Here is a 25,445-nt window from a genome sequence, read left to right as displayed (position 1 = left end):
GATTGGGGCACGATCGGCACCGGTCCGAAATTCCGTAGTTTTGCCGTCTGCAACGAACATCACGCGCAGACATCACGCGGCAATCACTGCGACATGCCCAAGCACCGGCTTCAAACGTGCCGTAACGTGTGGTGTTTTACTTCTTTTCCATCACGCATTGCAGGGGATGCTGGTGCTTGCGAGCGAAATCCATCACCTGCGTCACCTTGGTCTCGGCGATCTCGTAGGTGAACACGCCGCACTCCCCGATCCCGTGATGATGAACGTGCAGCATGATCTTGGTTGCGGCCTCGGCGTCCTTCTGGAAGAATTTCTCCAGCACATGAACGACGAATTCCATCGGCGTGTAATCGTCGTTCAGGATCAGCACACGGTACAGGTTCGGCCGCTTGGTCTTCGGCTTGACCTTGGTGATGACGGACGTGTTTGGCGCAGAGGGACCGCCGGAACGGTTCTCGTCGTTGCTCATCAGGGGAGCGTGGGCGGCGGCGGCCGCGGACAGGTCTGGTCTGGAAGACAGTTGCGGCATGGCTCAGGCGTTCAAATTCCCCACGGAAGCGTATGGCGGTTCGCCGCGCAGCCCCGGCCTTCGGAGTTCGCACAGGCGCACCGCCTTGTTGGATCGCCGCTTCCAACCGGTCCGGTCCAAGCCAGATCGGCTTCACCGAATATGGGCCTGACCCCGGCTCGCCGCAAGCGTGCGACAGCTCGGCCGAGGCGGCCATGGCGGTCCCGATTCCCGGGTCGGGCGATCCTCGCCAAGGTTAGTCAATCCGGACTGATTTGACAAAACCTTCCGCCCCGCCCGTTTAGAAGATGTTGACCAGGAACCCGGCCGGGAACGCGGCTGCGGCGGTTTCGAGCGGGATATCTCCGGTTTCTACGGACCAATTGACCCTCAATGGCGTGACGCGAAAAGGGGCAAAGGCACAGATTTCCGGGGATCGTCACGCCTCGCAGATCGACGCGCGGCAGAAGAAGCTGTGCGATAACGCCAAGGCGGCGAACATCACGATCCATACGGTGCAGGTGAACACCGGCAGCGACCCGACCTCCAGCGTGCTGCAATATTGCGCGAACGGCACCGACAAGTTCTATCGAGTGACGAAGGCAGATCAGACGTCTCGGTGTTCAAGGACATCGGCACGTCGCCGTCGAAGCGGCGCGCGGCGCGCTGAGACCACACCCCGCGATAAACAAAAAAGCCCGGCTGCTTCAGCCGGGCCTTTGATTCCAGGACGTCGAGGAAACGTTAGTTCGTCGCCGGAGTGAACTTCGACACGAGGGTCTCGACCGGCTTGAACGCCTGCTTGGCGAGGTCGCTGTAGAGGCCGGCGATCTTCTGCGATTCCGCGACGAAGGTTTCGTAGGCGGAACGGGCGAAATCGGTCTGCGCTTCCATCGCCTTGTCCAGCGACTTCACGCCGGAAAGCTTCTCGACGAAAGACTTGGTGTCTTCGAACGACTTCTTGGTGTAGTCGCCGTAGGCGCTGGCGATCGCCTGAAGGCCGTGCTGCATCGAGGTCGCGGAGGCGACGTACTGCTCGAAATGCTCTTTCCCGTAGCCTTGAAAGTCTTCAACCTTGAACATTCGGAATCCTTTTCCCTAGCTCTCGTCGGGAAGCCCCGGCTCCCTGACTCTGCTCACAATTAGTGCAACGCACAAAAAAGTCAAGAATTTTGTGCGTCGCACAAATACCTACAAAATTTGCCACGAATCCCGGGGTTTCCCGCAATGGTTCCTTAAGCTTTTGGAAACCGCGGCGCCCTACCTTGATTCCCTGGACGTGTTCAACTTCCACAAGCGGCCAAAAGCCGTTGGAGAACATCACCTTAGCCAGAACAGCGGCTCAGGCCCAACGTCCCCCGCGGCGAACACCTGCGGAGGGCCAGCCTGAGCAGGTAATGATCCCGGGTCCATTGGGCACAATTTCGCCTCACGAGCCGGTGATCAAGTCAGAAACGGGGACGGGGTTTCATGCTTCGTAAAAACTTGTCTTCCTCGCGCTTGGCGCGGGTTGGCGTTTTTGGGCTTCTTGCGGTCACCACTGCAGTCATCTTCACCACAGATGCTGCCGAGGCGCGGCGCCACCGGCGTCACACCGCGCACCACCGCGTGCAGCGCGATGTGTCCGAGAGTTCCAGCCCGAAATTCGCGTCGATCATCGTCGACGGCAATTCCGGCTCCGTGCTTCAGGCCACGAGTCCCGACGGGATCCGCCATCCGGCCTCGCTGACCAAGATCATGACGCTCTATCTGCTGTTCGAGCGCCTCGAGTCAGGGAAGATGAAGCTCGACACCGAGATGCCGGTGTCGCAGCACGCCGCCGATCAGGATCCCACCAAGCTGAACCTGCGTGCCGGCCAGACCATTCGCGTCGAGGACGCGATCAAGGGTCTCGTCACCCGCTCCGCCAACGACGCAGCCGTTGTGATCGCGGAAGCCATTGGCGGCGACGAGGACGACTTCGCCCAGATGATGACGCGCAAGGCGCGTTCGCTCGGCATGTCCAGGACGGTTTACCGCAACGCCAACGGCCTTCCCAACGACGAGCAGGTCACGACCGCCCGCGACCAGGCCACGCTCGGCCGCGCCATCCAGGAGCGCTTCCCGCGCTACTATCGTTATTTCGCGACCTCGACGTTCAACTGGCGCGGACAGTCGATCCGGAACCACAATCATCTGCTCGGTAATGTCGAGGGCGTGGACGGCATCAAGACCGGCTACACCCGCGCCTCCGGCTTCAATCTCGTGACCTCGATGCGCCGCGGCAACCGCCACCTGATCGGCGTGGTGCTGGGCGGCCGCAGCGGCGGCTCGCGCGACGCCATCATGCGCAACCTGCTCGCGGAGAACCTCGATAAGGCCGCGACCACCCACACCGTCGCGGCGGTCACCGAGCGCAACGGCTCCGACGCCGCTGCCGAGGTTGCCGATGCGTCGGACACCCCGGCCCGCTCCGCTCCGCAGGTCCAGGCTGCCCCTGCTCCCGAAGCAGCCCCGTCGCGTCTCGCCGCGCGCCTGGCGACGCTTGCGGCTGCGACCGCCGCGGTGCCGCCGGCTCAGCCCAGATCTGAAGCCAACAAGCCTGAAGTTCGGCCGACTGAATCCAAGATCGAGCCTGCGCCGCTCACCAATGGCGTGATCTCGAGCCAGCCGCTCTCGATCATCCCCGGCTCGTCCGAGCCGATGAAGCCGGTCCGGGTCAAGACCGTCCAGGTCAAGGCCGGCGCCGTGAAGGTCGCCTCGGCCGCCCCGGCTCAGATCGCACCGCAGGTCACGAGCACGATTGCGGCTCGCTCCGACATCGCCGAAACCTCCGGCGCCGTCGTCGCCCGGGCAGACCTCATCAACAAGCACGAGATCGTCAGCCAACCGGAAGCGCCGAAGGCCGAGATCGCCCGTGCCGAGCTGCCGCGGCAGCCGGCGGGCTTCGGCACCGGCAACGGCATCCTCGGCGTATTGCCGGCCGCAACCGCCGCTGCGCCCGCCCCGGCTGCTCCGAAGCTCGCGTCAGCCGACCCGGCGCTGCAGCCGATCCAGATGAGCGCCACCACGAAGCCGGTCGTCACCCACAGCGGCTGGATCGTCCAGGTCGGCGCGCTCGAGAGCGAGAACGAAGCCCAGCAGCGCATCGACGCCGCACGCAGCTCGGCCCGCGGCCTGCTCAGCAAGGCCGACCCGTTCACCGAGCCGGTCGTCGCGAAAGACAATCGCAAGCTCTACCGCGCCCGCTTCGCCGGGCTCGACCGAGACCAGGCCGAAGCCGTCTGCCGCACCCTGAAGCGCGCCGATATCTCCTGCATGACCGTCCGCAACTGATCTTTCGCACCGCTCCAATGAAAATGCCCGCGCCTCGCGCGGGCATTTTCATTTTTGGGATGCGGTGACCGACGAGGCTGTTCCACGACAACCTCTCGTCAAGGATTTACGGTTAAAACTTTACGCAAGGGATCGACCACGCCGACAACGGCGGGCATCGGGCGACGGCAAACAGAGCAAACGGAGCTCACACGGGACGAGCGTTTGTAGCGTGGTGCCGGAGTTAGCCGTTATGCGTGCGAAGCAGAGTATCCTTGGCCTCGTTTACACGGGCAGCGAGATACGTCGAGCCCCCTTGGTCGGGATGCAGTTTCTTCATCAGGGACTTGTGAGCCCGGCTGATGTCGTCACGCCCCGCCCCCGGCTGCAGGCCAAGGATCTGATAGGCCTCCTCCGTCGTCATTTTGCCGGTCGCCACCGTGCGGCGCTGCCCCCCTGCCGCGTCGCCCTGCGCGTTCTGACGCCAAGCGGGAAACCGGCGGTCCAGATAGCTTTCAAGTAGGGCCACGCTCTCGGCGTCGAACGCCGGGACCATTGCCAGCAGGGCCGCGAGATCGAACTCATCGAGATCGCGCCCGGCGTGAGGACCGGCGACGATCCGGCCTCCGAGTTGGCCGGAATCGTGATCGAGCCGCATATCCAGGAATTGCGAGCGCACGCGCGAGGCCTGACCGGCCGGGCGCGTCGCGCCCCCGCCGAACAGCCCGCCGATATTGCCGAAGCCGGCGTTTGCCATCGGTGTCCAGCCCAGGAGCCCGGCACCGAATATCCCGAGCGGGATCGCCACCACCAGTTCGCCCTTCAAGCCCGTGAACGCTGCGACAGCCAGCGCCACCACGCCGCCGCCGAACCTGATCGCGCGTGCCAGCACGGCCGGATTGGCCGAACGGAACATCTGGAGCAGCAGATAAAGGGTGATAACAGCGATAGCGCCGGCGATCAGGGTCATGGCCGGAATATAGTCGGCCTACCGCCAAAAAGCATCGTGTCCTTGTGCCACCGCCGGCCGCGCGCCAGCGCTACTTCATCTGGCCGATCAGCCTGGCCGCGCCACTGGCGGTCTTCGCCAATTGCAACAGCGCCTCGCGTCCGCCGGCCGCGTAGGCGGCGGCTGCGCGCAACAGTTCGCGCAACTGCGCCGCCGCGCCCGGATCAAACCGGCACCAGGCGCCGCCGGTCAGGCGCGCGATCTCGCGAAAGGTTTGCTCGGCCACCGCGTCATGGCCTTCCTGAAATACGAACACAGGCACTTTGAGCATGCCTAGCTCGCCGGCCTTGGCGCAGAGCTCGTCGACGTTCTCCTCCATGGCGTCGCCGACGAAGACAACGGCGCGCACGCCGGATGCGACCGCCTCGCGCCGCGCCTCGCTCAGCACCTTGCCGATCTGGGTGTCGCCGCCACGGCAATCGATCTTGCTCATCAGCGCCGCAAGCCTGGCGCTGTCGGAGATCCATCCCGTGGCGCGGCACTCGTTGAAGCCGCGATAGTAGACGAGCCGGATGTCGAGACTGCCGAGCGCGGCGGTCTCACGGAACATGTCGGCCTGAAGCGCGCAGGCCATGTCCCAGGTCGGCTGCCGACTCATCGTCGCATCCAGCGCGAAGATCAGCCGTCCCTTCGCACCGGGCGCATGCGGTGATAGCGCGCGCGCGTTGGCGACGAAGGCGGCGATGTCCTCCGAGGTCGAGGTCCCCGCCTGCGGCACAGCGCCGCCTGGTTGCGCCGAGACGGCATCGCGGCCGCGCGGTTTGATGGGTTCGCCCGACATCCCTTGACCCTAGCGTGAGCGACTAATGTGGTCAGCGGATCAAGCCCGGTCAATGTGCAAAGCCCCCGCAGGCGGTAGCCGGCGGAGGCTTTGAAGAATCGGTATCGACGATGAGGAAGGCGTCAGCTCTTGGCAGGCGCCATCAGAGCGACCGGTCCGGGCTCGAGAATCTTGGGCGGGGACGATTGCGTGTCGACCGGCGCCACTTCGCTGTCGGTCGCGCTCAGGAACTTGTCGAGCATGCCCTGGATCGAGTTCTTGGCCGCGTCCGGACCGGTGTCGCGCATGTCGTTGTGCTGGAATTCGGTCTTCACGACCTGGATGCCGGCCTTCTCGCATTCCTCGTCGGTCGGGATCACGCCCGCATCGGCCTTGAACTGCGGGTCGGTGGAGCGGAACGACAGGATCTTGAACTTGCCGGCGGTGACGAAGGGCACGCGAAGATTGTCGAGCGTGACGACCTTCTTGACCTCATCCGGATACTGCTTGGCGAAATACATCGTGATGTCGCCGCCCATGGAGTGGCCGACCATTGTCACCCTGTCGTAGTCGGCGTTGGGCTGAACCTTCTTCATCTCCTGCATCGCGAGATGGATGTTGGCGACGCCGCGCAGGATCTGCGGCAGCCGGCCGACATAGATCTCGCCGGGCTTGGTCACCATCGGAGGATCGGTCGGCAAATCATGCTGCGGGCTGACGACGAGGTAGCCGCGCGCCGCGAAAATGTTGGCGAGGAAGCCGTACTCGGTGTTCTTGACGGTGTTGCCGTGGTTGATCACGGCGACCGGCATCGTGATCATGCCGGCATTGGCCTGCATTTCCTTGTCACGACGGATCGCGATATCGACGGGCACCGCACGGTTGTCGCGCGAGGCATCGTAGAAGGTGATGGTCTCGTGCCTGATTGCCCACTTGCTCGCCGTAAAATAGGCGACGCCACAGAGGGCACTGACCGAAACCAGAACGGCAATTCCACGCTTCATTTTCGTCCTCAGCCTCAGGCTCTTGCGGCCTGAATCCCTGTTGAAAATCGTGTTCTTCCGGAGCTCTTCGGCCCCTGGTCGCCTATTCCCTAATATATGTCACAGGCGCGTGACAGGAAGGCTAAATATTGTGAACCATCAGCCCTTTCATTGTGCGGCGCACACGTTTCTTGGGCACCTCGCTCTCACACGGCTACGCCAGGGTGCACCTCACCTTCCGACGCAACCTGTCTCGATCGGGTTCAATTTTGCAGTAAACGCGGGGTGAAAACGGTTGAGCGCGGGCTCGGTTCCCGCGGGAGACCGTCCGCTTTGATCGGCCGGAAGTAGCGATATACCGCCGCCTCAGGCGCCGAGGATGTCGTGAACCTCGAGCGGCTTGTCGACCTGATTGAACCACTCGGCGCGGTTGGCCGCGCGGCGGCGTCCGCGCTCGTCGAGCGGAAGCTTGAGCTGGCGGAGCAGGCTCGTCACCTCCTCCCGCGCGGTGAGATGGCCGAGATTGGGCCGCATGCCGAGCGTGGCCTCGTCGATCTCGTCCAGCGCGGTCAGACCGCGCGGGAAGAACTCGCGATAGACGACGCGTTCGGCGAAACCGTCGACGTAGCGGAAGCCGAGCCGCAGCGACAAATCCTTCAATCCCTCGGCAACCAGCTGCTTGTTGCGCGAGCCGAGCATCGACAGGCGGTTGCGCACCACGATCCAGTCGGTGGTCGCGCCGTCGAGCTGGCGACGCTTGCGCCTGACGTCCCGCACCATCTCGGCGTAGTGGCTCTCGCCCGTCACCGCGTAATTGGCGGGATCGACGGTGCCGAGCACATCGAAATCGAGAAAGCTGTCGTTGATCGGGGTCACCAGCGTGTCGGCCATCGAGTGCGCAAGCCGCATCAGGTAGCTGTCGGTGCCGGGGGTATCGATGACGATGAAGTCGAAACTGCTCTCGACCGCCGAGACCGCTTCCATGAACTGAAGGAACTCCGAATTCTCGTTCTCGGCGACCTGCATGGTCTCACCGAGCTTGATGCAGCGATGCAGCGGCAGTTCGAGGTCGAGCTTGGTGCGGCGCGCCCAGGCGGAACGGTTGTTGATGTAGTGAGTAAAGCTCTGCTGACGGCAGTCGAGGTCGATGGTGGCGACGCGCTGGCCGGCTTTCAGAAGCGCGACTGCGATGTGCAGGGCGGTCGTCGACTTGCCGGAGCCGCCCTTCTCGTTGCCGAGCACGACAACATGCGCCGAGCCGGACTGGCCTTGGCTAGCTTGCACAAGCATCGCGATCCTCAACACCCCTAACTAATATCTTCAAGTTGGCCGCGTCTGCGGTCAAGTGAAATGCGTGACAGGCAATACAATTCGCGGCGCGCCGTCCTTCATCATGAATCGCCGCGCCGCTTCGCGTCTGTGATCCAGCCCACAATGTCGCGACCTCTTGCGCGCGGGATGCTGTGCCGCATCCGGATGCGTGGCGTCCATGGTCGCCGCTTGTTAAGGTTAGCCTGCCGGGCGCCGGGACGCGCCCGTCGATTCCCAACCGCGTCGAGTTCTGATGTCACGCAGCCCCTTGATCGCCCGCACGGTCCCCAACTTGCGACGCGCCGTCGACAATCTTCGCAAGCGAAAGGCCACGATCGCGCTGGTCCCGACCATGGGAGCGCTCCATGACGGCCATGTGTCGCTGGTGCGCCTGGCCCGACGGCGCGCGAGCCGCGTCGTGGTGTCGATCTTCGTCAATCCGACCCAGTTCGCTCCGACCGAGGATTTTGGCGCCTATCCGCGAACCTGGAAGGCCGATCTCGCCAGGCTCGCCGCCGAGGACGTCGATATCGTCTGGCATCCCGGCGCCGAGGCCATGTATCCGGAGGGCTTTGCGACCCGCATCGTGCCGGAGGGACCGGCGCTGGCCGGCCTTGAGGACCGCTTCCGCCCGCATTTCTTCCGCGGCGTCGCCACCGTCGTCGGCAAGCTGTTCACGCAGTGCCGGCCGGATGTCGCGATCTTCGGCGAGAAGGATTTTCAGCAGTTGCGAGTGGTGGCGCAGATGGCCCGCGACCTCGACCTCGGCGTCAAGGTGATCGGTTCCCGCACCGTGCGCGAGCGCGACGGGCTCGCGATGTCCTCGCGCAACGTCTATTTGTCGCCACAGGAGCGGCAGACCGCAACCACACTGTACCGCGCCATGAAGGAGAGCGCCGGGCGCATCCGCGCTGGCGAGGCGGTCGCGGCCGCAATGGCGCGCGCAGCCGCGATGATCATGGCGGCCGGCTTTGAGCTCGACTATTTCGAGGTCCGCCATGCAGCGACCCTGGCGCCTGTCACCTCGCGCAAGGACGGCCCCTTGCGCATCCTAGTCGCGGCCAAGCTCGGCACGACCCGGCTGATCGACAATATCGCGGTTTAGAGCAGCCCGAGATCGCGCAGCTCGCGCCGCATCGGCTCCGGCATCGCCGCGATCGAGCCGGCGGCGGACTTGCCGAGATCGGGCGGCACCGAATCGTCGGCAAGGTAGCGCCAGCCCTGGAACGGGCGCATCGGCCGCGGCGACACGGGGATCACCTTCGGCTGCATCACGATCCGGCAGCGCCCGATGCCGTCCTTGTCGCGGAACGGCTCGATGCCGATGATCTTTTCGCGCGCGGCGACCTCGCCCTTGATCACCCAATAGAGCGACCCGCCCGACAGGATCTCGGCGTCGCGCTTGGGCATCATGCGGGTGATGTGGATGTGATGTTGCGGCAGACCCTTCTTCTTGGCGGTCTGCATCCGTTCGGCGGTCCACTCCTTCAATTCCTTGACGGATTCGCAGCCGACGGCGAGCTTGATCAGATGTAGTGGCATGCCCCAGCATTAGCCGGGCAGCCACCCATTTGGAATGCCGATCTACTCGTTATCCGCAGCCGGGGGAGCCCCAGGCGGCGGCGTGAGCGGAACCGGTGCTGCCGCCGGCGCCCGCGCAGCCTTCGGCGCAGGCGGCCTCTTCGCGGCGGGAGCTGCGGCCTGTGCCGAAGCGGCTGCCGGGGCGCGCGGAGCCGGCGCGGCCGCTGCGTTCGCGGCGGGCGCCGTGTGGCGCGTCGGCTCCGGATTCATGATGCTGACCGGCGGCGTCGACGAGGCGCTCGGGAATTCCGCATTGGTCGGCTTGCCCGTCGGCATCGACGGCGGCAGTCCGGCGAGCGCGGCCGTGGCCGGCAACGATTGCGCCGCTGCAGGCGCATTCCAGGTCGGGGCGTAGCGCGCGACCAGCGTGTCGTAGAGATGGGAATCCATGTTGGCGGCGACCTGCTGCTGATCGGTCAGCGAGCGGAAGGCCGCGCAGTCGAACTGCGTGCAGCCGTCGCGCACGACCAGCACCTGCGCGACCAGGCCGTAGCGATCACGCTCCAGCGACTTGCGCAGCACCTTGATGTCGGGCGTCAGGCTGTTCTCGGCGGTCGCGGCATCGCCGAGCGCCGTCAGCCGGTCGATCCTGGCCGCGGTGGTGGAGACGGCCGCCGCCGCCGCGTCAGGCGCGCCGAACAGCGCCTTCTCGCAGCCAATGGCCACGGCATCGCCAGCGAGTTCGTCAAGGCAGGACAGCGCCGGCAGGCTCGCGATCATCGCGGCCTGTGCGCGCGCCTCGGTCGGCGTGGTCTGCCCCGCCGGTCCATCGACGCGCACGACGGCAGCCAGCGCGATGGCAATGGCGAACAGCGTAATGACGCTCAGCGCACCGTTGGCGACCGACCTCTCGGCGCGCAGCAGCGTGACCAGGAGGATCAGTCCGAAGAAGCCGGCAGCCGCCAGCATCATCCACATTGGAAGGGCCGGCGAGCGCCCGATTTGGTCGAGCGACGAGGCCCATGCCCAGTTCATGCGCGACGTCCCCTCACGCGAGCAGAGAGCGAATGGTCAAAGCGAGCACCGAGAGTCGGCAACTGCCCCCGGCCCACCTTTTGAAGGTGAAGCGGGCCTTTTGACGGCGGCAGAATACAATTCCCCGAGGACGCGCCAATGCGCGGATAGCGTCGGCCTTCAGGACAGCGCGAGTTGGCTTTCCTTGGCGACGCGTTCGAAGGCTTCGGTCGAGCTCTTGATCCGGTACTGACAGTCGTCACCATCGGTCGGCAGGAGGCGGATGACCTCATACGAGCCGCTGGCAGCGGGGCGTGCGACATTGCTCGCGGTGAACAATACGCGCGCGCCAATAGGGAATTTGTGCTTCAACACCCTCTCCATCACTCAAACAACGCCTGCCACGCCCATGGTCCCACTGCGTCGGCCGGCCGGAAACCCGGCCGCTGTATAGCATGCAGCGGGCGTTTTTGGCCAGCAGTATGCAACATGGCAAACGTGCGAATTTTGCAGTTATTTCAGCGTGATGCCGCCAGCCGATGATACCGCTGGAACCGGTCCTTCAGGCGGTATGGGGCAAACGGCCGTCGGGGCTGCCGTGATCCACCCGCGTGGGCGGTTCCTGGGCCGTGAGGTCCCTCTCCTCGCCGACCACTCGGGCGATCGAGCGAGGCCCGATCGCAACCGCGGATTACACGTTCTCGAACTTTTCGATGACCAGCGTTTCGGCGAGCCCGTCCCGGGTCCATTCCTGGAACGCCGGCAGCGCCAGCATCGTGTCCATGTAGGCCTTGGTCTCCGGCGTGACCTCGATCGCGTAGGTGCGGAAGCGGTGCACCACCGGAGCATACATCGCATCGGCCGCGCCGAAGCGCCCGAACAGGAACGGTCCATCGGCGCCATACCGGGTCCGGCACTCGCGCCAGATCTCCTGCACGCGCGCGATGTTGGCCTCGGCGTCCGCCGACAGCGTCACGGCGCGCACCGGGCGGTGCAGGTTCATGCCGCATTCGTTGCGAAGGGCCATGAAGCCGGAATGCATCTCGGCGCACACCGAACGGGCATGGGCGCGGGCGGCGGCGTCGTCCGGCCACAGCTTCACTTCCGGATAGCGCTCGGCAATGTATTCGATGATGCTGAGCGAATCCCACACCGTGATGTCGCCGTGGACCAGCACCGGCACCTTGCCCGCGCGGCTGAACGAGATGATCTGCTCCTTGTCCGCGGGATTGTCGGTGTAGAGCGGGATGAGGGTCTCCACGAACGGGATATCGTTGGCGCGGAGCGCGAGCCAGGGCCGCATCGACCATGACGAGTAATTCTTGTTGCCGATTGCGAGTTTCAGCGCAGCCATGTCAATCCATCCTTCCCGATACGCCTTGAAGCGAGCCGCTTTTAACGCCATCGCCTGCCGCCAATCAATCGTTGCTGCACCTCGCCATGCGTGGCAAGCGTTGCGATCCTCGCCAGGAGACAGACATGAGCAGGCATTGGGTCGACATCACCGCCGTCGGCTTCTTCATCATCGAATGGCTGGTCTACGCGCTGACGCTGGAGCATTCGGCCTATGGCCGCGACAGCCTGTCGGCGCGCATGAACCGCTACCGCGAGGTGTGGGTGCGCCGGCTGCTCGACCGCGACGCGCGCATGGTCGACATGCAGATCATGGCCTCGCTGCAGAACGGCACCGCCTTCTTCGCCTCCACCAGCCTGATCGCGCTCGGCGGCGCGCTGGCGCTGCTGCACGCGACCAACGATGCGATCACGATCTTGAGCAAGCTGCCGGTCGATCTCAGCACCTCGCCGGCGATGTGGGAGCTGAAATGCGTCGGCCTCGTCCTGATCTGCGTCTATGCCTTCTTCAAATTCGCCTGGTCGTACCGCCTGTTCAACTATGTCGCGATCCTGTTCGGCGGCATGCCGGCGGCCTCGCAGCGTGACACGCCGGAGGCCGAAGCTCATGTGATCCGCACCTCGCGCCTGTTCGAATCCGCCGGCCGCCATTTCAACCGCGGCCAGCGTGCCTTCTTCTTCGCACTCGGCTATCTCGGCTGGTTCGTCAGCCCCTGGGTATTGTTCGTGACCACGGCAGCCGTGGTAATCGTGACGTGGCGACGGCAATTCGCCTCGAGCGCGTGGGAGGCCATGGCGCCGGAGGTGGTGGATGGCGAGGAGATGCGGAAGCGCGGTCGTTGACGCGCTCGTGTCCCGGACGCGCTGCAGCGCTCTTGCGCTGCGTCCGGGGCACGAGAGCGGAGTGTGGCGGACAAGTCGCTACGCTCGCATTGACGCAGTATGAGGCGGCAGCGCTACTTTTCCAGCTCGCATTTTGAATTGCAGACATAGCTTCGCGCTCTCGCGGGATTTCGCCCGTATCTTTGCCTGGTCACTTCACCCTCTTATCCAAGAGGGTACAGGGAAGCCTGCGATCAAAGTCCTAAGCCGGCGGTCTCGGCCTGCTATGTGTAGCGATTGCCGCACGGGAAGTCCGTAAAGCCGCTTTGATCTATCTCAATTCTCTGACAGGAGCGGGCATCAGTTTGAGAGAGTCGCGCCCATCGCTTCGCCGCGCCGGCCGGGCGGTTGGGCGCTTCCAGGGAGCTCGATATGATCAAGTCGCTCGGAATTGCCACGTTCGCCTTCTTCTTCGCAGTATCGGCTCAGGCGATGACACCTGCCCCGATTGCACAGCCCGAAAGCCTGATTACGGAAGTCGCTGCTGCCTGCGGCGTCGGCAGGACACGTATCAACGGCGTGTGCGTGGCACGGACGACCGTCCGGCATACCCGTCGGGCGGTTCGCAGATGTGTGAGAGGGACGACGTGCTGATTGGTTGTCCTCAAGGACAATACGCAAATTGGTGCGTCGCGATTAGAATTCTGGAGTACCGACCCCAACGGTACATCGACGCCCCCACCGGCCTCAGTCTTTCCAGACTGAGGCCGTCTTGCGCCTGAAAGGTTGGACGGACCGGTTACCTTGTGGGATTTATCGGCGCGGGGAACAACTCCAACCGCAACGCTGATGCCGGCACGCCAACAATAGCCTTCGAGAGCCGGTCATCGTCAACTGACGAAGCCGACGCTGCAGGTGAATAGCGCAAACACAAAAAGCAAATGTTTACGCAATTTACCACTCGACTATCAACGCGATGGTCTTCATTTTCTCGTCTGGTAATTGCCTTCGCTTGGTTTGGTCGGATGCTCGGAATCGTAGTGGAGGTGGCGGCATGTCCGAAATGGTGGAAGTGCTCGCCGGAACGAGTTTATTTCTACTCGCCTTCTCGCTGCTGATATTCGACATCCCCCGCTACACCTTATCGCTGGTGTCTCTTGCTCTGTTCAGCTCGAAGCGGCGAAGCGCCAGCGCGACGGTTTGCCAGGCGACAGTAAGCGTGATTATCCCGACATTCAACGGCGGCTCCGGGCTTGGTCCTTCGATCAGCTCGCTGCGCCGGCAAACCCTGCGACCTGTCGAAATCATCGTCGTCGACGACGGCTCCACCGACGAAACACGCGCGGTAGCGGAGCGGGCGAGAGCGCAGGGCCTGGTTGACATGGTCATCTGCCATGGGACCCGCTGCGGCCGCAGCGCTGCCATCAACGCTGCAGCACGGTTCGCCCGCGGCGCTCTGCTTTTGACCGTGGATGCCGACACTGTCTTCGAACCGAACGCGGTTGAGCGCCTCGCTGCTGCGTTCGGCGATCCGCTCGTCGCCGGCGCAAGTTGCAGCATCGCGGTCAGCAACGAGCGCGACTCGATATGGACAGGACTTCAAAGCGTCGAATACCTGATGTCGATCACCGCGGGGCGGTCGATCCTCGACGTGGTGGATGCGATCGCGTGTCTATCCGGCGCCTGTTCCATGTATCGCCGGGATATTTTCGCGCAGCAGGGCGGGCTCGACGTCGGCCCGGGAGAGGATATGGAGTACACCTTGCGGCTCCGCAGGCTCGGCTATGTCATTCGCTTCGTGTCGGACGCCTGGGCGGAAACAGCCGGCCCCGCAGGCGGCATAAGTCTGTTGCGCCAGCGGGCGCGCTGGGATCGCGATGCTCTGCGCATCCGTTTCATGATGTATGGCGAGCTGAGTTTTCGCCACCCGCTGGAGCGTTTACCGGACACAATCCAACGGCTGGACTTCATCGTCTTCGATCTCGTTCCGACGCTCAGCCTGCCATTCTACTTGGCCTACATCGTGCTGCTGTTCGGCTCGAATGCCGTGTTGTTTCTGTCGGCGATCTACCTATTGTTGCTCTGGATCTCGGTATTCAATATGGCACTTGTGTTCGCCCTATTCCATCGATCCGTCGGAACCTTCGGCTGGAAGATGGCGCTGATCTTTCCGCTTTACCAAGGCGTCTATCTGAAGTGCGCGCGGTTCTTTTCCTATTCTTCAGAAATTATCTTTGCCTCGTCGCGGAACGATGATTTCGTACCGCCGCGCGTTCGCCGTGCATTGTTCGGAGATCGGACAGAAGAGGTGGCCAAATGACAGTCACCCTGACGCGACTCGATCCGCATATTCCCGATCCTATCGAGAGCCGTCGGCGTGCGGCCGGACGGGCCGTCCGCGCCGCCTATGCGACAATCGTATTCGGCATACTCGCATTCTTTGTCGTCTATTTCGGGAGGCCACTCCTCTATCTCGGCGGCCCAGGTAGCGTGTCCTCGCCGAGATATTTGGTTTCACTGCCTTACATCGTGCAGATTAACAGCATCACCGTGCTGAGAGGTGCATCGGTCAGGGCCGGCGAAGAAATCGGAAGGGTTCGGTCTCCGCAGCACGATGAAATCGTCGCGACTTATATGCGCTCGCTCGCGGACATCGCTGGCCGCAAGGCGGAACTGCGTGTCAAAGCCCGGGTTGCGCGCGAATCTCTCGACGCGACGCGCTCACATTTGCGCCTTGCTGAGGAAGCTGTCGAGCTTATCGCAACCTCATCGGCTGCGAGCCTGAATTACCGCATAGACATGTCCCGGGAGCGCGCCCTGGCGAACAAAGCCGTGGTCTCGCAGGAGGCGGAAGCCGCCGAAGCCAGCACTCAATTGGCTGCTCTCGACGAATTCAGCCGGCAACTCGGTGACCGCCTCGAAAAAGTTGAAAGCAGATTTGCCGATGGGAGAGTCTTTGCGCCCATAGCTGGCATCGTCGCGAACAATCCTGCGCGTGCCGGCCAGTCACTGGTGGCGGGCACTCCGATTGCAGAAATTCTCGACCCCACGGATGTCTTCGTCGATTGGTACGTTCCCAACGAACGCCTGTCCGATCCAAAAGTCGGCAACGAAGTCTTTGTGCTGTTCGGCAACCGACGAATTCTGGGCAAAATCGCGGAAATTTTGCCTGTGTCCGATGTGTACCCCGGAGCGGGCTCATCGGCGGCGCGCGAGCGTACCGCCTCGCAAATCGCGCGAATTCGGTTCAGCCCAGGCGCACATCCCCCGGCGCTGAACTCGGCCGTCGACGTTCACATGCACTACACACAACTCAGCGCGCGGATCGCTTCCATGCTGGTGGGACTATTCGGGCTCGACGAGCTGTGAGAGGGAGCGAGGTGCAGCATGCAGATCGAAGGGACTCAAACGAATTGCCCGGCTTGCGGCTCATCCGCTCTGATCTCGTTTCCGGTATTCCACCACATGATCTGCGCCTACGTTGGTCCGGAGTATGACTTCGCACCAAGCATCGCGGGATATACGTGCCCGAAGTGCTGCCGCGACATTGTATCGGCTGACCCAGCTTGCGAGATCGTGGGCACTAGCGCGCGGTGCACAAGGTGTTGGGTTGAGATGGTGGTGTCCCCAGCGTGTGCTCCGGCTGGCTTGTAAGGATTAGCGGCGATCTCGGCTTGTCAGTCGCCAGACGCAAATTTGGACGTACGGTCATTCTATGCGCTGAGCAGCAAGTGGGGGCCGTACGCTAGGAGGCCATTCCGATCAGGTCTGACAACTTGACGTGCCCGTCGCCGCGACCGACCTGGGTGGTCTCGCTTCAGGCACAAAGCGGAATATATTTGCGCGAGCGGATTGACAGAGGGGACACAGAGGCGGTCGTGTAGCCCGGATGGAGCGCAGCGGCGCAATCCGGGAAGGTGCCAGACGCAGCGCGAGCGGCCCCGGATTGCGCTGCGCTCCATCGGGCTAGATGACTACCTGCTAGCCGCCGAAATCCCGTGGTGTGAACGGCAGGTCCATCACCTTCCATTCCCCGTATTTGTCGGCCGGCAGCATCTTGTAGGGCTGGCAGGCCTGAAGCGCGCTCATGGCCGACTTCACGAGCGCAACGCCCTTTGCCGACGGCGGGGCTTCGATCAGGATCGGTTCGCGCGCCAGCGTGCCGTCGGTCGCGAGCACCGTGCGCAGCTTGATGTTGACGTTGTCGGTCGGCGCAACCCCGGCCGGCAGTTTGGCGCAGCTACGCAAGTGACGACGCAGCTCGGCGATCACTTCGGCCGGCAACTTGGCCGCGATTGAATCCTTGGCATCGCCGCCATCGTCCTTGGGGGCGTCCTTCGGCAGCTCCGCCGGCAATTCCGGCGGCAGGCCCAGCATGACGCCGTACTTGACAGTGACGTCAGGCTCCGGCGCCTGAAAGGCCGGGGGCGGCGCGGCTGGCTGCTGCATCGCTTGTGGCAGTAGCTGCGGCGCCGGGGGCTGCGGTGTCGGGGGCTGCGGCGTCGCCTGAGGCGGCGGCGACTGCGATGGCTGAGGCTGTGGCTGTTGAGGCTGCGGTTGCGTCTGCGCATTTGCCTCGCGCTGCTGCTGCGACGTCTGCGAAGGCTGTGGCTGCGGCTGTTTCTGCTGCGGCTGTTCAGGCGAGGCCTGCTGCTTCGAGGACGGTGCCGCGGCCTGCTGCTTCGCCTCGGGATTCGGCGCGGCCGCCGCCTTGTCCTTGTCGGTGAAATCCAGCTTCGGTAGTTTCAGGTCAGGGGGCAGCTCCGGCGGCTTCTTGAGCTTTTCCTCGGCCTTCTCCTCGGCTTTGGCCTCCTCCTGCTTCACCTGCTCCGGCGTCACGATGCTGACGGAAACCGATTCGGGCGGGCTGGCGTGAAACGGATGGACTTTGCTGATCACGATGATCAGCGCGACCAGCGTCAGATGGGCGATCGCCGACGCCGCAATGTCCGTCCGTATGATCTTCCGCAGTTCCATCGCCTGACTTCAGGTTGCCAAGCTGGTCCTAGCATACGGCAGCCCCCTCTCAATCCCATTTTGGCGCGAAGCCGAAATCGGTCAGGCGGCCCCTGGGACTGGCCAGCGCGGCGATTTGGGCCATCTCGTCGTCCGAAAGCTCGAAATCGAAGATCTCGATGTTTTCCGACAGGCGTTCGACGCGCGAGGTGCGCGGGATCGCAGCGACATTCTGTTGCACCAGCCAGCGCAGGCAGACCTGCGCCGGCGTCTTGCGATGAAGACGCCCGATCTCGGCGAGCGTCTGGTCGGTCTTGATCCGCCCCTTGGCGATCGGGCTGTAGGCGACCAGCGCGAGCCCGTGCTGATCGCAAGCCGCCCTCACCTTCGCCTGGTCGAGATAAGGATGGTATTCGACCTGGTTGCAGGCCAGCGGCTCCGGTGACAACGCCACCGCCTGCTCGATCAGCGCGACGGTGAAATTGGAGACGCCGATGTGGCGGGTCAGGCCCATGCGCTTGGCATGCGACAGTGCGCCCAGCGTCTCCTCCAGCGGCACGTGCGAATTGGGCCAGTGCAGCAGCAGGAGATCGACCGAGGGAAGCCGCATGCGCGCCAGACTCTCCTTGACCGAGCGCTCGAGATCATGGGGCGCAAAATGGTTGGTCCAGACTTTTGTCGTCAGGAAGATGTCGTCGCGGCGCACGCCGGAGGCACGCAAGCCGTCGCCGACCTCGCGCTCATTCTCGTAAACCTGTGCGGTATCGATGTGGCGATAGCCGAGCCGTAGCGCCTGCTCGACCACACGTGCGCACATGCGCCCGCTCAGCTCCCAGGTTCCGAGCCCGATCGCCGGTATTCTTGCGCCATTGGTCTCGACGAACAGCATGAGGAATCCTCTCTGTCGCGGTCGCCCCAAATCATCGTCCAGGCGTCATTATGAACCCGGCTGGCGACACTGCCAACGGACGACGCCGGCCGCCGAGCCGGATCTTGCGCGCAATACTAACGGGAGGTTCGCGCCAGACCTTGACGCCAGACCTTGACGTCAGGCCTTGAGCTCAGGCTTTGGCGAGCGCCTGGAACACGGTGTCGGGCGAATGCGCGATCACCGCGAGCAGCGCGCGGGCGGGTCCCCGCGGGGCGCGCTTGCCCTGCTCCCAGTTGCGGATGGTCTCGACGGGAACGCCGAGTTTGGCCGCAAACTCCATCTGGGTCAGGCAGGCGCGTCGGCGCAAATCGCGCACGGCGAGTGAGCTGGCTTCGGCCGGCGCTGCGCTGGCCGCAGGCTGGATTGGCAAGGGCTGGATTGAAAAGGGCTGGATCGGAAGCGGCTGGACAGGAAACTCCTGCCCGTCCCGCAACTCGACGATCCGTCCGTCCGCCTTCAGCCGCACACGCATGCTCATTCCCCCAAGCACGGCGATGATGCGGCAGGCCGCTTAAGTTCGGATTAAAGATGATGGCCAGTAGCCGGATGGAGCGCAGCGCAATCCGGGGCGTCTCTCGAGCGGACGCAGCGGCCCCGGACTACGCTTCGCTCCATCCAGGCTACGATTTCAACAGCTCCTACCTGAGCCCAAACCACAGCGTCGCAATTCCAAGGAAGGAGAAGAAGCCGACGACGTCGGTGACCGTTGTCACGAACGTGCCAGAGGCGACAGCCGGATCGGCCCTGACACGTTCGAGCGCCATCGGGATCAGGATGCCTCCGAGCGCGCCGGCGAAGAGGTTCACGATGATGGCAAGCCCGATGACGACGCCGAGGCCCGGGATCCTGAACCAGGCCACCGCGGCCACGCCCGTGATCACGGCAAAGGCGAGACCGTTGACGAGGCCGACCAGGCCCTCGCGCATCACCACGCGCCAGGCATTGGAGGAGCCGAGCTCGCGCGTCGCCAGCGCCCGCACCGCGACCGTCATGGTCTGGGTCGCGGCATTGCCGCCCTGGCTTGCGACGATCGGCGCCAGCACGGCAAGCGCCACCATCTTCTCGAGCTGGCCCTCGAACAGGCCAAGCACGGAGGACGCCAGAAATGCGGTGGCGAGATTGACCAGCAGCCAGTTGAACCGCGCGCGCGCAATGGTGAACACGGTGTCGGAGAGCTCTTCGTCGCTGTTGACGCCGCCGAGTGCCTTGAGGTCCTCGTCCGCCTCTTCCTCGATGACGTCGACGACGTCGTCGACGGTGATGACGCCGACGAGCCGGTCCTGGGTGTCGAGCACCGGGGCTGCGACGAGATTGTACTTGCCGAACATGCGCGCCACCTCCTCCTGGTCCTCCAGGACGGAGACGCGGCGGCGATCCTCGTCGGTCAGCTCGGCAAGCGCCACCGGGCGGCGGGCACGCAGCAGCACGTCGAGCGAGACCGCGCCCTGCCAGTGCTGCTCCTTGTCGACGACGTAGATCTCGTAGAAGCGGTCGGGCAGATCCGGCGTCTCGCGCATGTAGTCGATCGCCTGTCCCACGGTGAAATCCTGCGGCACCGCGATGAACTCGGTCTGCATCCGGCGGCCGGCGGAATTTTCCGGATAAAGCAGGCTGCGCTCGAGCACGACGCGCTCCTTGAGCGGCAGCTTCTCGAGGATCTCCTCCTGATCGGCCTGATCGAGCGTTTCCAGCAGCTCGACCGCATCGTCGGATTCGAGCTCGAGCACACCTTCCGCGACCGTCTGCGGCGGCAGTTCCTCGAGGATCTCCTCGCGCACGCCCTCGTCGAGCTCGTTTAGCGCGGAGAAGTCGAAATCGCGCCCCGTCAGTTCGACCAAGCGGACCCGATCGTCAGGCTCGAGAGCCCCGATGAGATCGCCGAGATCGGCCTCGTGCAGCTCGGCAACGCAGGCGCGCAGCGCAGCGCTGTCGCCGGCCTCGATCGCATGGGCAATTTCCGCGACGAATTCGTGACGAATCTCGCCGTCTTCATTGCGCATCGGCACGTGGTCGAGTACCGATTCCGCGGCAGACGCGGCACCGTCCAGATGTTCATCCATGGCGCGCCTCGCCGTTCGACAGGTTGGAACGAGTGGTCTGAGCTGATGGTTCAGGCAATACCCACAAGGCAACTCTGAGCGCAATGACAAAGATGCTTCGACTGAGGTGGCCCTCGATGGCGGCGGGCGCAGCCCTGGCCGCCCTCAGCGGCATCGCCTCGACTGAAGCCGCCGAGTGCCCGCGCAAGGACGCGCTCGGCACCTCCCGCATTCTGAGCGTCGACGCCAAGACCACGCCGCGCGTGGGCCTGAAGAGTTTTCCGCAGACGTTGCCACTCGCCGACCACGAGGTCGTGCTGACCTTCGACGACGGACCGCATCCGCCGACGACGTCGAAGGTATTGGCGGCGCTGGCGCAGGAATGCGTGCGCGCGACCTTCTTCCTGATCGGCCTGCACGCCTCCGAACACCCCGACATGGTCAAGCGCATCGCCCGCGAGGGCCACAGCATCGGCCACCACACCTTCTCGCATCCGTTCATGGCGCGGATCCCGCTCGACAAGGCGAAGAGCGAGATCGACCGCGGCATTGCCGCCGACGAGATGGCGCTGCACGGCACGCCGACGACGACACCCTCGACGCCGTTCTTCCGGTTTCCCTATTTCGAAGCCACCCAAGCCCAGCTCGACCTGCTGCAGTCCCGCGGCATCGTCGTGTTCGGGGCTGACCTGTGGGCCAGCGACTGGAACGAGATGACGCCGGAGCAGCAATTGAAGCTCGTCACCGAGCGCCTCGCCGCCGCCGGCAAGGGTATCATCCTCTTCCACGATCCCAAGGCGCGCACGGCTGCGATCATGCCGGCCTTCCTGCGGTATCTGAGGGAGAACGGCTATCGGGTGGTTCACGTCGTGCCGGCGGGCACATCACAGAAGAGTGCCGACGCACATTGATGCCGGAATGTCACGCCGGCGCAAAATGGGGTGATTTGGGCCCTATTAACAGTCTGTTCATGCTACGCCATGCAAGTATCAAGGGGACTTGTCGCGGCACGGTTCGGGGTCGGGGTTCTTGCGCCTGAACCGTTTGCCGATGTCTCCGACCTACTATGGCGGCAATCGCGCAAGAGGGCAGACGGGGTTCATGATCGGAAGTAGCGTTGTTGCTCGGACGCGATCGTGGATCGTCCTTTGCTTTGGCGGATTGCTTGGTGTCCTGACCATCGGCTCGCCGGCGGCCATTGCGGCCGACTGCCCCGGTCATCCGGACGCGCTCGGGACCTCCCGCACGCTCGTGGTCGATCCGCACGCGCATCCTCTCATCGGCACCATGCAATACCGCGAGACGCTGCCGCTGAAGGACCATGAAGTCGTCCTGACCTTCGACGACGGCCCGTTGCCGAAATATTCCAACCAGGTGCTGCAGATCCTCGCCGACGAGTGCATCAAGGCGACCTTCTTCATCATCGGCGAACAGGCCAAGGCGAACCCGGAAGGCGTGCGCAAGCTGGTCGCGGCGGGCCACACCGTCGGCACGCACAGCATGAACCATCCGCTCACAATGGACCGGATGCCGCTCGACAAGGCCGAGGCGCAAATCAATGGCGGCATCGAGTGGACATCGGCCGCGATGACCGATCCGTCCAAGCTGGCGCCGTTCTTCCGCATTCCCGGCCTGATGCGCGCCGAAGGTGTCGAGAACCTTCTGATCTCGCGCGGCATCCAGGTCTGGAGCGCCGATTTCCCGGCCGACGACTGGCGCCATGTGTCGTCCGATCGCGTCTATCAGCTCGCGATCCAGCGGCTCGAGGCCAAGGGCAAAGGCATCCTGCTGCTGCACGACATTCAGGCTCGCACGGTAGCGGCGCTGCCGAAGATCATCCGCGACCTCAAGGCGCGCGGCTATCGCATCGTGCACGTGGTGCCCGCGACCGCCGAGCAGCCGGCGACGCCGACAACGCCGGTGGAATGGCTGCTGCATCCGCCGACCGAGACCACACCGATCGCGCGCTGGCCGGCCGTGCCGAACTTCGTGTTCGCGCATACCAAGACCCTTCCGGTGCCCTCGCTGGCCGACCTCAACGCGCAGACCGCGCATCAGCCGCTGCTGCCGCGCAAGACCATGGCGCTCGCCAACGTCGCGGCCACCCTGCCCGTGCCCGGCCGCGATCTCTTTGCGATCCCCGAGGGCTCGGTCGAGGTGCTGCTGTCGACGACCTTGTTGCGGCGCGCCGCGACGCGCCTGGCCATGGCGGCCGAGACGCCCCGTGCGGCCAAGGGCAAAGCCGGCAAGCCGCGCGCTGCCCGCACCGCACATGCTGTTCATGGCACACCGAAGCATGCCGCAGAGGCCGAGGGCACTGCCCCCAAGAGCACTGGCCCCAAGAGCACTGCCCCTAAGAGCGCCGCGCCCAAGAGCACCGCGCCGCGCCCGACCCGTGTGGCGAGCCTGAAGAAGCGCGCGCAGTAGAGCCTATTGTCGCATGATGTTGGCGACGCAGAGCAGCACGATCAACGCCAGAAAGAACAGGTCCATATAGGACTTGACCTCGCCGTCGCGCCGCAGCCGCGCGACGTCGACCACGACCTGCCTGCGCGTGTTCGTTCCGCCCGCGCCGTCATTGATCGGGCCTTGTAGCCGCTTGGTCTCGGCCTCCAGCCGCTCGATCTTCTGGTAGAAGTAAAACGCCCGCAGCGTCGAGGCTGCGCGCATGCCGCTATAGATCAGCACGAGGATCGCGATGATCGCCCGGTTCTGGTACTTCTCCATGAAATTCAGGCTGAAATAGACCATCGCCATGAATGCGAAATTGGTCACGAAGCGATAGACGAAGCTTAGAAAGACCATGCGGGCTCAAGCCTTGAAGGGTGGTGCAACCGGACCGTGTTGCGAATGCGGGGATCAGGGGCCAGACCGGAACAGCCGGCCTGAATGCACTGCAGGCCGGTCTACGCCAATTTTGTTTCGACAAAGATACTATTGCCCCGGCAATGCCGCCTTTTAGCCACGCCCGGCCATAATGCAAGCCGGAGCAGGGCCGCCGGTCCCTTCCGCGCCTGCTGAGTGCAACGGCTCCTTGGAGATTTGGCGGAAGTCCCGATAGACTGGGTTACCACTGTGGGGTCTGCCGATGCCGAAGAAGGGAATTACCGGCCACGACGACTGGGTTCTGACCGAGGCGCTGGCGACTGCGCTGGTCGCGCTGGAGCAGCTCGACACCAAGCACCAGCCGAACGCGCATATGGACGACATCCGCAAGATGCTCTCGAACGGCAAGGAGCCGGCGGCGGTGAGCCTGCACCTCGCCCAGGCCAAATGCCGGCTGTTTCCCGACCTCGATCCACTGGAGATCTACCGGGAATACGGCATTGGCGAGGAATATGGCTGAGGGCGCCGGTGACCGGCCGGACTCAAGGTCCGCCGGCGACCGATCCGGCAATCACCATGACCAGCGCGGCCAAGTCGATCTTGCCGTTGACGATCAGCTCCTGCGAGGCTTTCGCATCGTCCGCGCGTTCGACCTTCAGCAATTGCGGCCGGTTGGCCGCCTGCCGCTTCAGCTCCTCGACGATGGCTTCCGTGAGTTTCTCTTCCAGCATGGGCTTGTCCTCAGGCCGCCATCGCACGGCAGGATTGTGCGCAGGAGCGGCACATGGCGACGCACTCGTCCATGCCGCCGACCCGCTCGCAATCCTCGGCGCATTCGCTGCAGATTTCGGCGCATTCGCCGCACGTATGCCGGTGATGCGGCGTATTGATCAGCATGAAATGCGCTGCCGTCCGGCACATTTCGGCGCACGCCATCATCAAGCGGAAATGCTTGGGCTCGACGTGCTTGCCGCCCGTCTCGAGACAATGGTTCATCGCCGTGCCGAGGCAGGTCTGGTAGCAGCTCATGCAGAGCGCGATGCAGCGCGTCATGTCTTCGGATTGAGCCATCCGGTATCTCCAATGCTGGCCCCCTGCACGGGTCAACCAAGGGGATGTTGCGATCGTTCCTGCCGTCGTGCCGATTGTGACGTCCAGGGAACCTCGCAAAGCTAGCCGTAACGCCTCGCGCGCACCGCGCGGTAGCGGGCATCGGTCTGCGGCTTGATGAATAGCGCCGCCACGCTTGGATGGCGTTTGCGTATCTCCGTCTCAATCGAAATGACGCATCGCTCGATGTCGTCGGCGCGCTTGTCATCCGCAAATTCAATGCTGAGGGCCGCAACGACCTCGATCGGCGACAGCTGCACCGTCAGAAGGCCGTTGGCCCTGAGCACGCCGGGCGAGCGCCTTGCGATGTCGAGGATCGATCGCGCAAGCTCCGGATCGGCGGGCTCGCCGATCAGCAGGCTCTTGCTCTCGCGCGCGAGACCGATCGACACGATCGCCAGCAATATCCCGATCAGGATCGAACCGATCCCGTCCCAGACCGGCTGGCGCAGCCATACGGCGGCCGCAGTGGCCGCCGCGGCAATGGCGATGCCGACCAGCGCCGCGCTGTCCTCGAGCAGCACCATGAATGCCGGAGGATCCTTGCTGCGAACGAAAGCCTGATAATATCCGAACCGCTGGCCGTCGGAGCTGAAGCGCCGCAGGGCAACCAGCCAGGAGCCGCCTTCAAACAGGAATGACAGCCCGAGCACCACGAAGCTGACGATCGGACTCTCGATCGGCTCGGGTGCGGCGACATGCAGGATGCCCTGATACAGCGAGACACCGGCGCCCAGCGCGAAGATCAGCAGCGCAACGATGAAGCTCCAGAAATACAGCTCGCGCCCGTAGCCGAGCGGATGGGATTCGTCGGGCGAACGGCTCGCGCGCCGGTAGCCGTAGAGCAGCAGGATCTCGTTGGTCGTGTCGACGAGCGAATGCACCGCTTCGCTCGTCATGGCCGAACTTCCCGTCCACGCAGCGGCGCCGATCTTCGTGACCGCGACCAGGACATTGCCGAAGAGCGCCGCATAGACCGCGGTCTTCGAGGATGATTCTGTGACCAAT

General features: G+C 64.1%; 27 protein-coding genes. 8 read left to right on the top strand and 19 right to left on the bottom strand.

What is annotated here, in order from left to right; translation table 11 throughout:
* Positions 1 to 136: 136 nt before the first annotated feature.
* From clpS to ABIC03_RS14645, 3 genes are all read right to left on the bottom strand, one after another.
* Complete coding sequence (clpS, locus tag ABIC03_RS14655; protein ID WP_018455182.1) at positions 137 to 469, bottom strand: ATP-dependent Clp protease adapter ClpS; 333 nt, start codon at positions 467 to 469, stop codon at positions 137 to 139.
* A gap of 478 nt (positions 470 to 947) precedes the next feature.
* The gene (locus ABIC03_RS14650; protein WP_354058829.1) at positions 948 to 1,091 is read right to left on the bottom strand and encodes a hypothetical protein; all 144 of its coding nucleotides are present in this window, start codon (positions 1,089 to 1,091) and stop codon (positions 948 to 950) included.
* A gap of 161 nt (positions 1,092 to 1,252) precedes the next feature.
* Entirely contained in the window at positions 1,253 to 1,591 is a 339-nt protein-coding gene (locus tag ABIC03_RS14645; RefSeq protein ID WP_354058828.1) for a phasin family protein, read from the bottom strand.
* Positions 1,592 to 1,978: 387 nt separating this feature from the next.
* On the opposite strand from ABIC03_RS14645, the gene ABIC03_RS14640 reads away from it, so the two are divergent.
* Positions 1,979 to 3,823, top strand: a complete 1,845-nt coding sequence (locus ABIC03_RS14640) for a D-alanyl-D-alanine carboxypeptidase (protein ID WP_275167962.1) — start codon at positions 1,979 to 1,981, stop codon at positions 3,821 to 3,823.
* A gap of 223 nt (positions 3,824 to 4,046) precedes the next feature.
* On the opposite strand, the gene ABIC03_RS14635 is transcribed toward ABIC03_RS14640, so the two are convergent.
* From ABIC03_RS14635 to ABIC03_RS14620, 4 genes are all read right to left on the bottom strand, one after another.
* The gene (locus ABIC03_RS14635; protein WP_007603236.1) at positions 4,047 to 4,772 is read right to left on the bottom strand and encodes a DnaJ domain-containing protein; all 726 of its coding nucleotides are present in this window, start codon (positions 4,770 to 4,772) and stop codon (positions 4,047 to 4,049) included.
* Between the two features lie 70 nt (positions 4,773 to 4,842).
* Positions 4,843 to 5,592 carry a vWA domain-containing protein gene (locus ABIC03_RS14630; protein ID WP_354058827.1) on the bottom strand — a complete coding sequence of 250 codons (750 nt, stop codon included), beginning with the start codon at positions 5,590 to 5,592 and terminating at the stop codon, positions 4,843 to 4,845.
* A 122-nt stretch (positions 5,593 to 5,714) separates the two neighbouring features.
* Positions 5,715 to 6,575: an alpha/beta fold hydrolase gene (locus ABIC03_RS14625; protein ID WP_275167964.1), complete on the bottom strand. Its 861-nt coding sequence runs from the start codon at positions 6,573 to 6,575 to the stop codon at positions 5,715 to 5,717.
* Between the two features lie 345 nt (positions 6,576 to 6,920).
* Entirely contained in the window at positions 6,921 to 7,844 is a 924-nt protein-coding gene (locus tag ABIC03_RS14620; protein ID WP_007603231.1) for a division plane positioning ATPase MipZ, read from the bottom strand.
* Positions 7,845 to 8,118: 274 nt separating this feature from the next.
* Between ABIC03_RS14620 and panC the strand changes: the two genes are divergently transcribed.
* Entirely contained in the window at positions 8,119 to 8,970 is an 852-nt protein-coding gene (panC, locus tag ABIC03_RS14615) for a pantoate--beta-alanine ligase (protein ID WP_354058826.1), read from the top strand.
* Here panC and ABIC03_RS14610 read toward each other — a convergent pair.
* The 4 genes from ABIC03_RS14610 to ABIC03_RS14595 form a co-directional block, all read right to left on the bottom strand.
* Positions 8,967 to 9,407: a DUF1489 family protein gene (locus tag ABIC03_RS14610; RefSeq protein WP_275167966.1), complete on the bottom strand. Its 441-nt coding sequence runs from the start codon at positions 9,405 to 9,407 to the stop codon at positions 8,967 to 8,969. The genes panC and ABIC03_RS14610 overlap by 4 nt on opposite strands.
* A gap of 42 nt (positions 9,408 to 9,449) precedes the next feature.
* Positions 9,450 to 10,421 (bottom strand): hypothetical protein, encoded by a 972-nt coding sequence (locus ABIC03_RS14605; protein WP_354058825.1) that lies wholly within the window; start codon positions 10,419 to 10,421, stop codon positions 9,450 to 9,452.
* 159 nt (positions 10,422 to 10,580) lie between these two features.
* Positions 10,581 to 10,784 (bottom strand): hypothetical protein, encoded by a 204-nt coding sequence (locus ABIC03_RS14600; RefSeq protein ID WP_007611353.1) that lies wholly within the window; start codon positions 10,782 to 10,784, stop codon positions 10,581 to 10,583.
* A 307-nt stretch (positions 10,785 to 11,091) separates the two neighbouring features.
* Entirely contained in the window at positions 11,092 to 11,754 is a 663-nt protein-coding gene (locus ABIC03_RS14595) for a glutathione S-transferase family protein (RefSeq protein WP_354058824.1), read from the bottom strand.
* Positions 11,755 to 11,879: 125 nt separating this feature from the next.
* Here ABIC03_RS14595 and ABIC03_RS14590 point away from each other — a divergent pair, with 125 nt between their 5' ends.
* The 3 genes from ABIC03_RS14590 to ABIC03_RS14580 all read left to right on the top strand — a co-directional run bounded on the left by ABIC03_RS14590 (position 11,880) and on the right by ABIC03_RS14580 (position 15,944).
* Positions 11,880 to 12,596, top strand: coding sequence for a DUF599 domain-containing protein (locus ABIC03_RS14590; protein WP_354058823.1), 717 nt, complete (start codon positions 11,880 to 11,882; stop codon positions 12,594 to 12,596).
* 1,033 nt (positions 12,597 to 13,629) lie between these two features.
* Complete coding sequence (locus ABIC03_RS14585; protein ID WP_354058822.1) at positions 13,630 to 14,895, top strand: glycosyltransferase family 2 protein; 1,266 nt, start codon at positions 13,630 to 13,632, stop codon at positions 14,893 to 14,895.
* Positions 14,892 to 15,944, top strand: coding sequence for an HlyD family secretion protein (locus tag ABIC03_RS14580; protein ID WP_354058821.1), 1,053 nt, complete (start codon positions 14,892 to 14,894; stop codon positions 15,942 to 15,944). The genes ABIC03_RS14585 and ABIC03_RS14580 overlap by 4 nt, the downstream gene beginning before the upstream one ends.
* Positions 15,945 to 16,556: 612 nt before the next feature.
* Here ABIC03_RS14580 and tolA read toward each other — a convergent pair.
* From tolA to mgtE, 4 genes are all read right to left on the bottom strand, one after another.
* Positions 16,557 to 17,552 carry a cell envelope integrity protein TolA gene (tolA, locus tag ABIC03_RS14575; protein WP_354058820.1) on the bottom strand — a complete coding sequence of 332 codons (996 nt, stop codon included), beginning with the start codon at positions 17,550 to 17,552 and terminating at the stop codon, positions 16,557 to 16,559.
* Positions 17,553 to 17,601: 49 nt separating this feature from the next.
* On the bottom strand, positions 17,602 to 18,420 hold the full coding sequence (locus tag ABIC03_RS14570) for an aldo/keto reductase (RefSeq protein ID WP_354058819.1): 819 nt from the start codon (positions 18,418 to 18,420) through the stop codon (positions 17,602 to 17,604).
* A 172-nt stretch (positions 18,421 to 18,592) separates the two neighbouring features.
* Positions 18,593 to 18,940: a helix-turn-helix domain-containing protein gene (locus tag ABIC03_RS14565; protein WP_354058818.1), complete on the bottom strand. Its 348-nt coding sequence runs from the start codon at positions 18,938 to 18,940 to the stop codon at positions 18,593 to 18,595.
* A gap of 160 nt (positions 18,941 to 19,100) precedes the next feature.
* Complete coding sequence (gene mgtE / locus ABIC03_RS14560) at positions 19,101 to 20,522, bottom strand: magnesium transporter (RefSeq protein ID WP_354058817.1); 1,422 nt, start codon at positions 20,520 to 20,522, stop codon at positions 19,101 to 19,103.
* Between the two features lie 116 nt (positions 20,523 to 20,638).
* Here mgtE and ABIC03_RS14555 point away from each other — a divergent pair, with 116 nt between their 5' ends.
* Together ABIC03_RS14555 and ABIC03_RS14550 are read left to right on the top strand one after the other, a co-directional pair.
* The gene (locus ABIC03_RS14555) at positions 20,639 to 21,412 is read left to right on the top strand and encodes a polysaccharide deacetylase family protein (protein ID WP_354058816.1); all 774 of its coding nucleotides are present in this window, start codon (positions 20,639 to 20,641) and stop codon (positions 21,410 to 21,412) included.
* A gap of 190 nt (positions 21,413 to 21,602) precedes the next feature.
* Positions 21,603 to 22,928, top strand: coding sequence for a polysaccharide deacetylase family protein (locus tag ABIC03_RS14550; protein ID WP_354058815.1), 1,326 nt, complete (start codon positions 21,603 to 21,605; stop codon positions 22,926 to 22,928).
* Between the two features lie 3 nt (positions 22,929 to 22,931).
* Here the strand turns inward: ABIC03_RS14550 and ABIC03_RS14545 are convergent, their stop codons facing one another.
* Positions 22,932 to 23,306: a hypothetical protein gene (locus ABIC03_RS14545; protein WP_275167978.1), complete on the bottom strand. Its 375-nt coding sequence runs from the start codon at positions 23,304 to 23,306 to the stop codon at positions 22,932 to 22,934.
* 283 nt (positions 23,307 to 23,589) lie between these two features.
* Here ABIC03_RS14545 and ABIC03_RS14540 point away from each other — a divergent pair, with 283 nt between their 5' ends.
* On the top strand, positions 23,590 to 23,847 hold the full coding sequence (locus ABIC03_RS14540) for a hypothetical protein (protein WP_275167979.1): 258 nt from the start codon (positions 23,590 to 23,592) through the stop codon (positions 23,845 to 23,847).
* A 22-nt stretch (positions 23,848 to 23,869) separates the two neighbouring features.
* Here ABIC03_RS14540 and ABIC03_RS14535 read toward each other — a convergent pair whose 3' ends face one another.
* The 3 genes from ABIC03_RS14535 to ABIC03_RS14525 all read right to left on the bottom strand — a co-directional run bounded on the left by ABIC03_RS14535 (position 23,870) and on the right by ABIC03_RS14525 (position 25,444).
* A complete protein-coding gene (locus ABIC03_RS14535) occupies positions 23,870 to 24,058 on the bottom strand; it encodes a hypothetical protein (protein WP_354058814.1) in 189 nt (62 codons plus the stop codon).
* Positions 24,059 to 24,068: 10 nt separating this feature from the next.
* Positions 24,069 to 24,398 carry a four-helix bundle copper-binding protein gene (locus tag ABIC03_RS14530; protein WP_007611368.1) on the bottom strand — a complete coding sequence of 110 codons (330 nt, stop codon included), beginning with the start codon at positions 24,396 to 24,398 and terminating at the stop codon, positions 24,069 to 24,071.
* A gap of 101 nt (positions 24,399 to 24,499) precedes the next feature.
* Entirely contained in the window at positions 24,500 to 25,444 is a 945-nt protein-coding gene (locus ABIC03_RS14525) for a cation diffusion facilitator family transporter (RefSeq protein ID WP_275167982.1), read from the bottom strand.
* Position 25,445: the final 1 nt, after the last annotated feature.

Source organism: Bradyrhizobium sp. RT6a (assembly GCF_040547675.1).
Classification (GTDB): domain Bacteria; phylum Pseudomonadota; class Alphaproteobacteria; order Rhizobiales; family Xanthobacteraceae; genus Bradyrhizobium.
The sequence above is the reverse complement of the archived record's forward strand: the minus strand, read 5'-3'. Positions and strand labels throughout refer to the sequence as shown.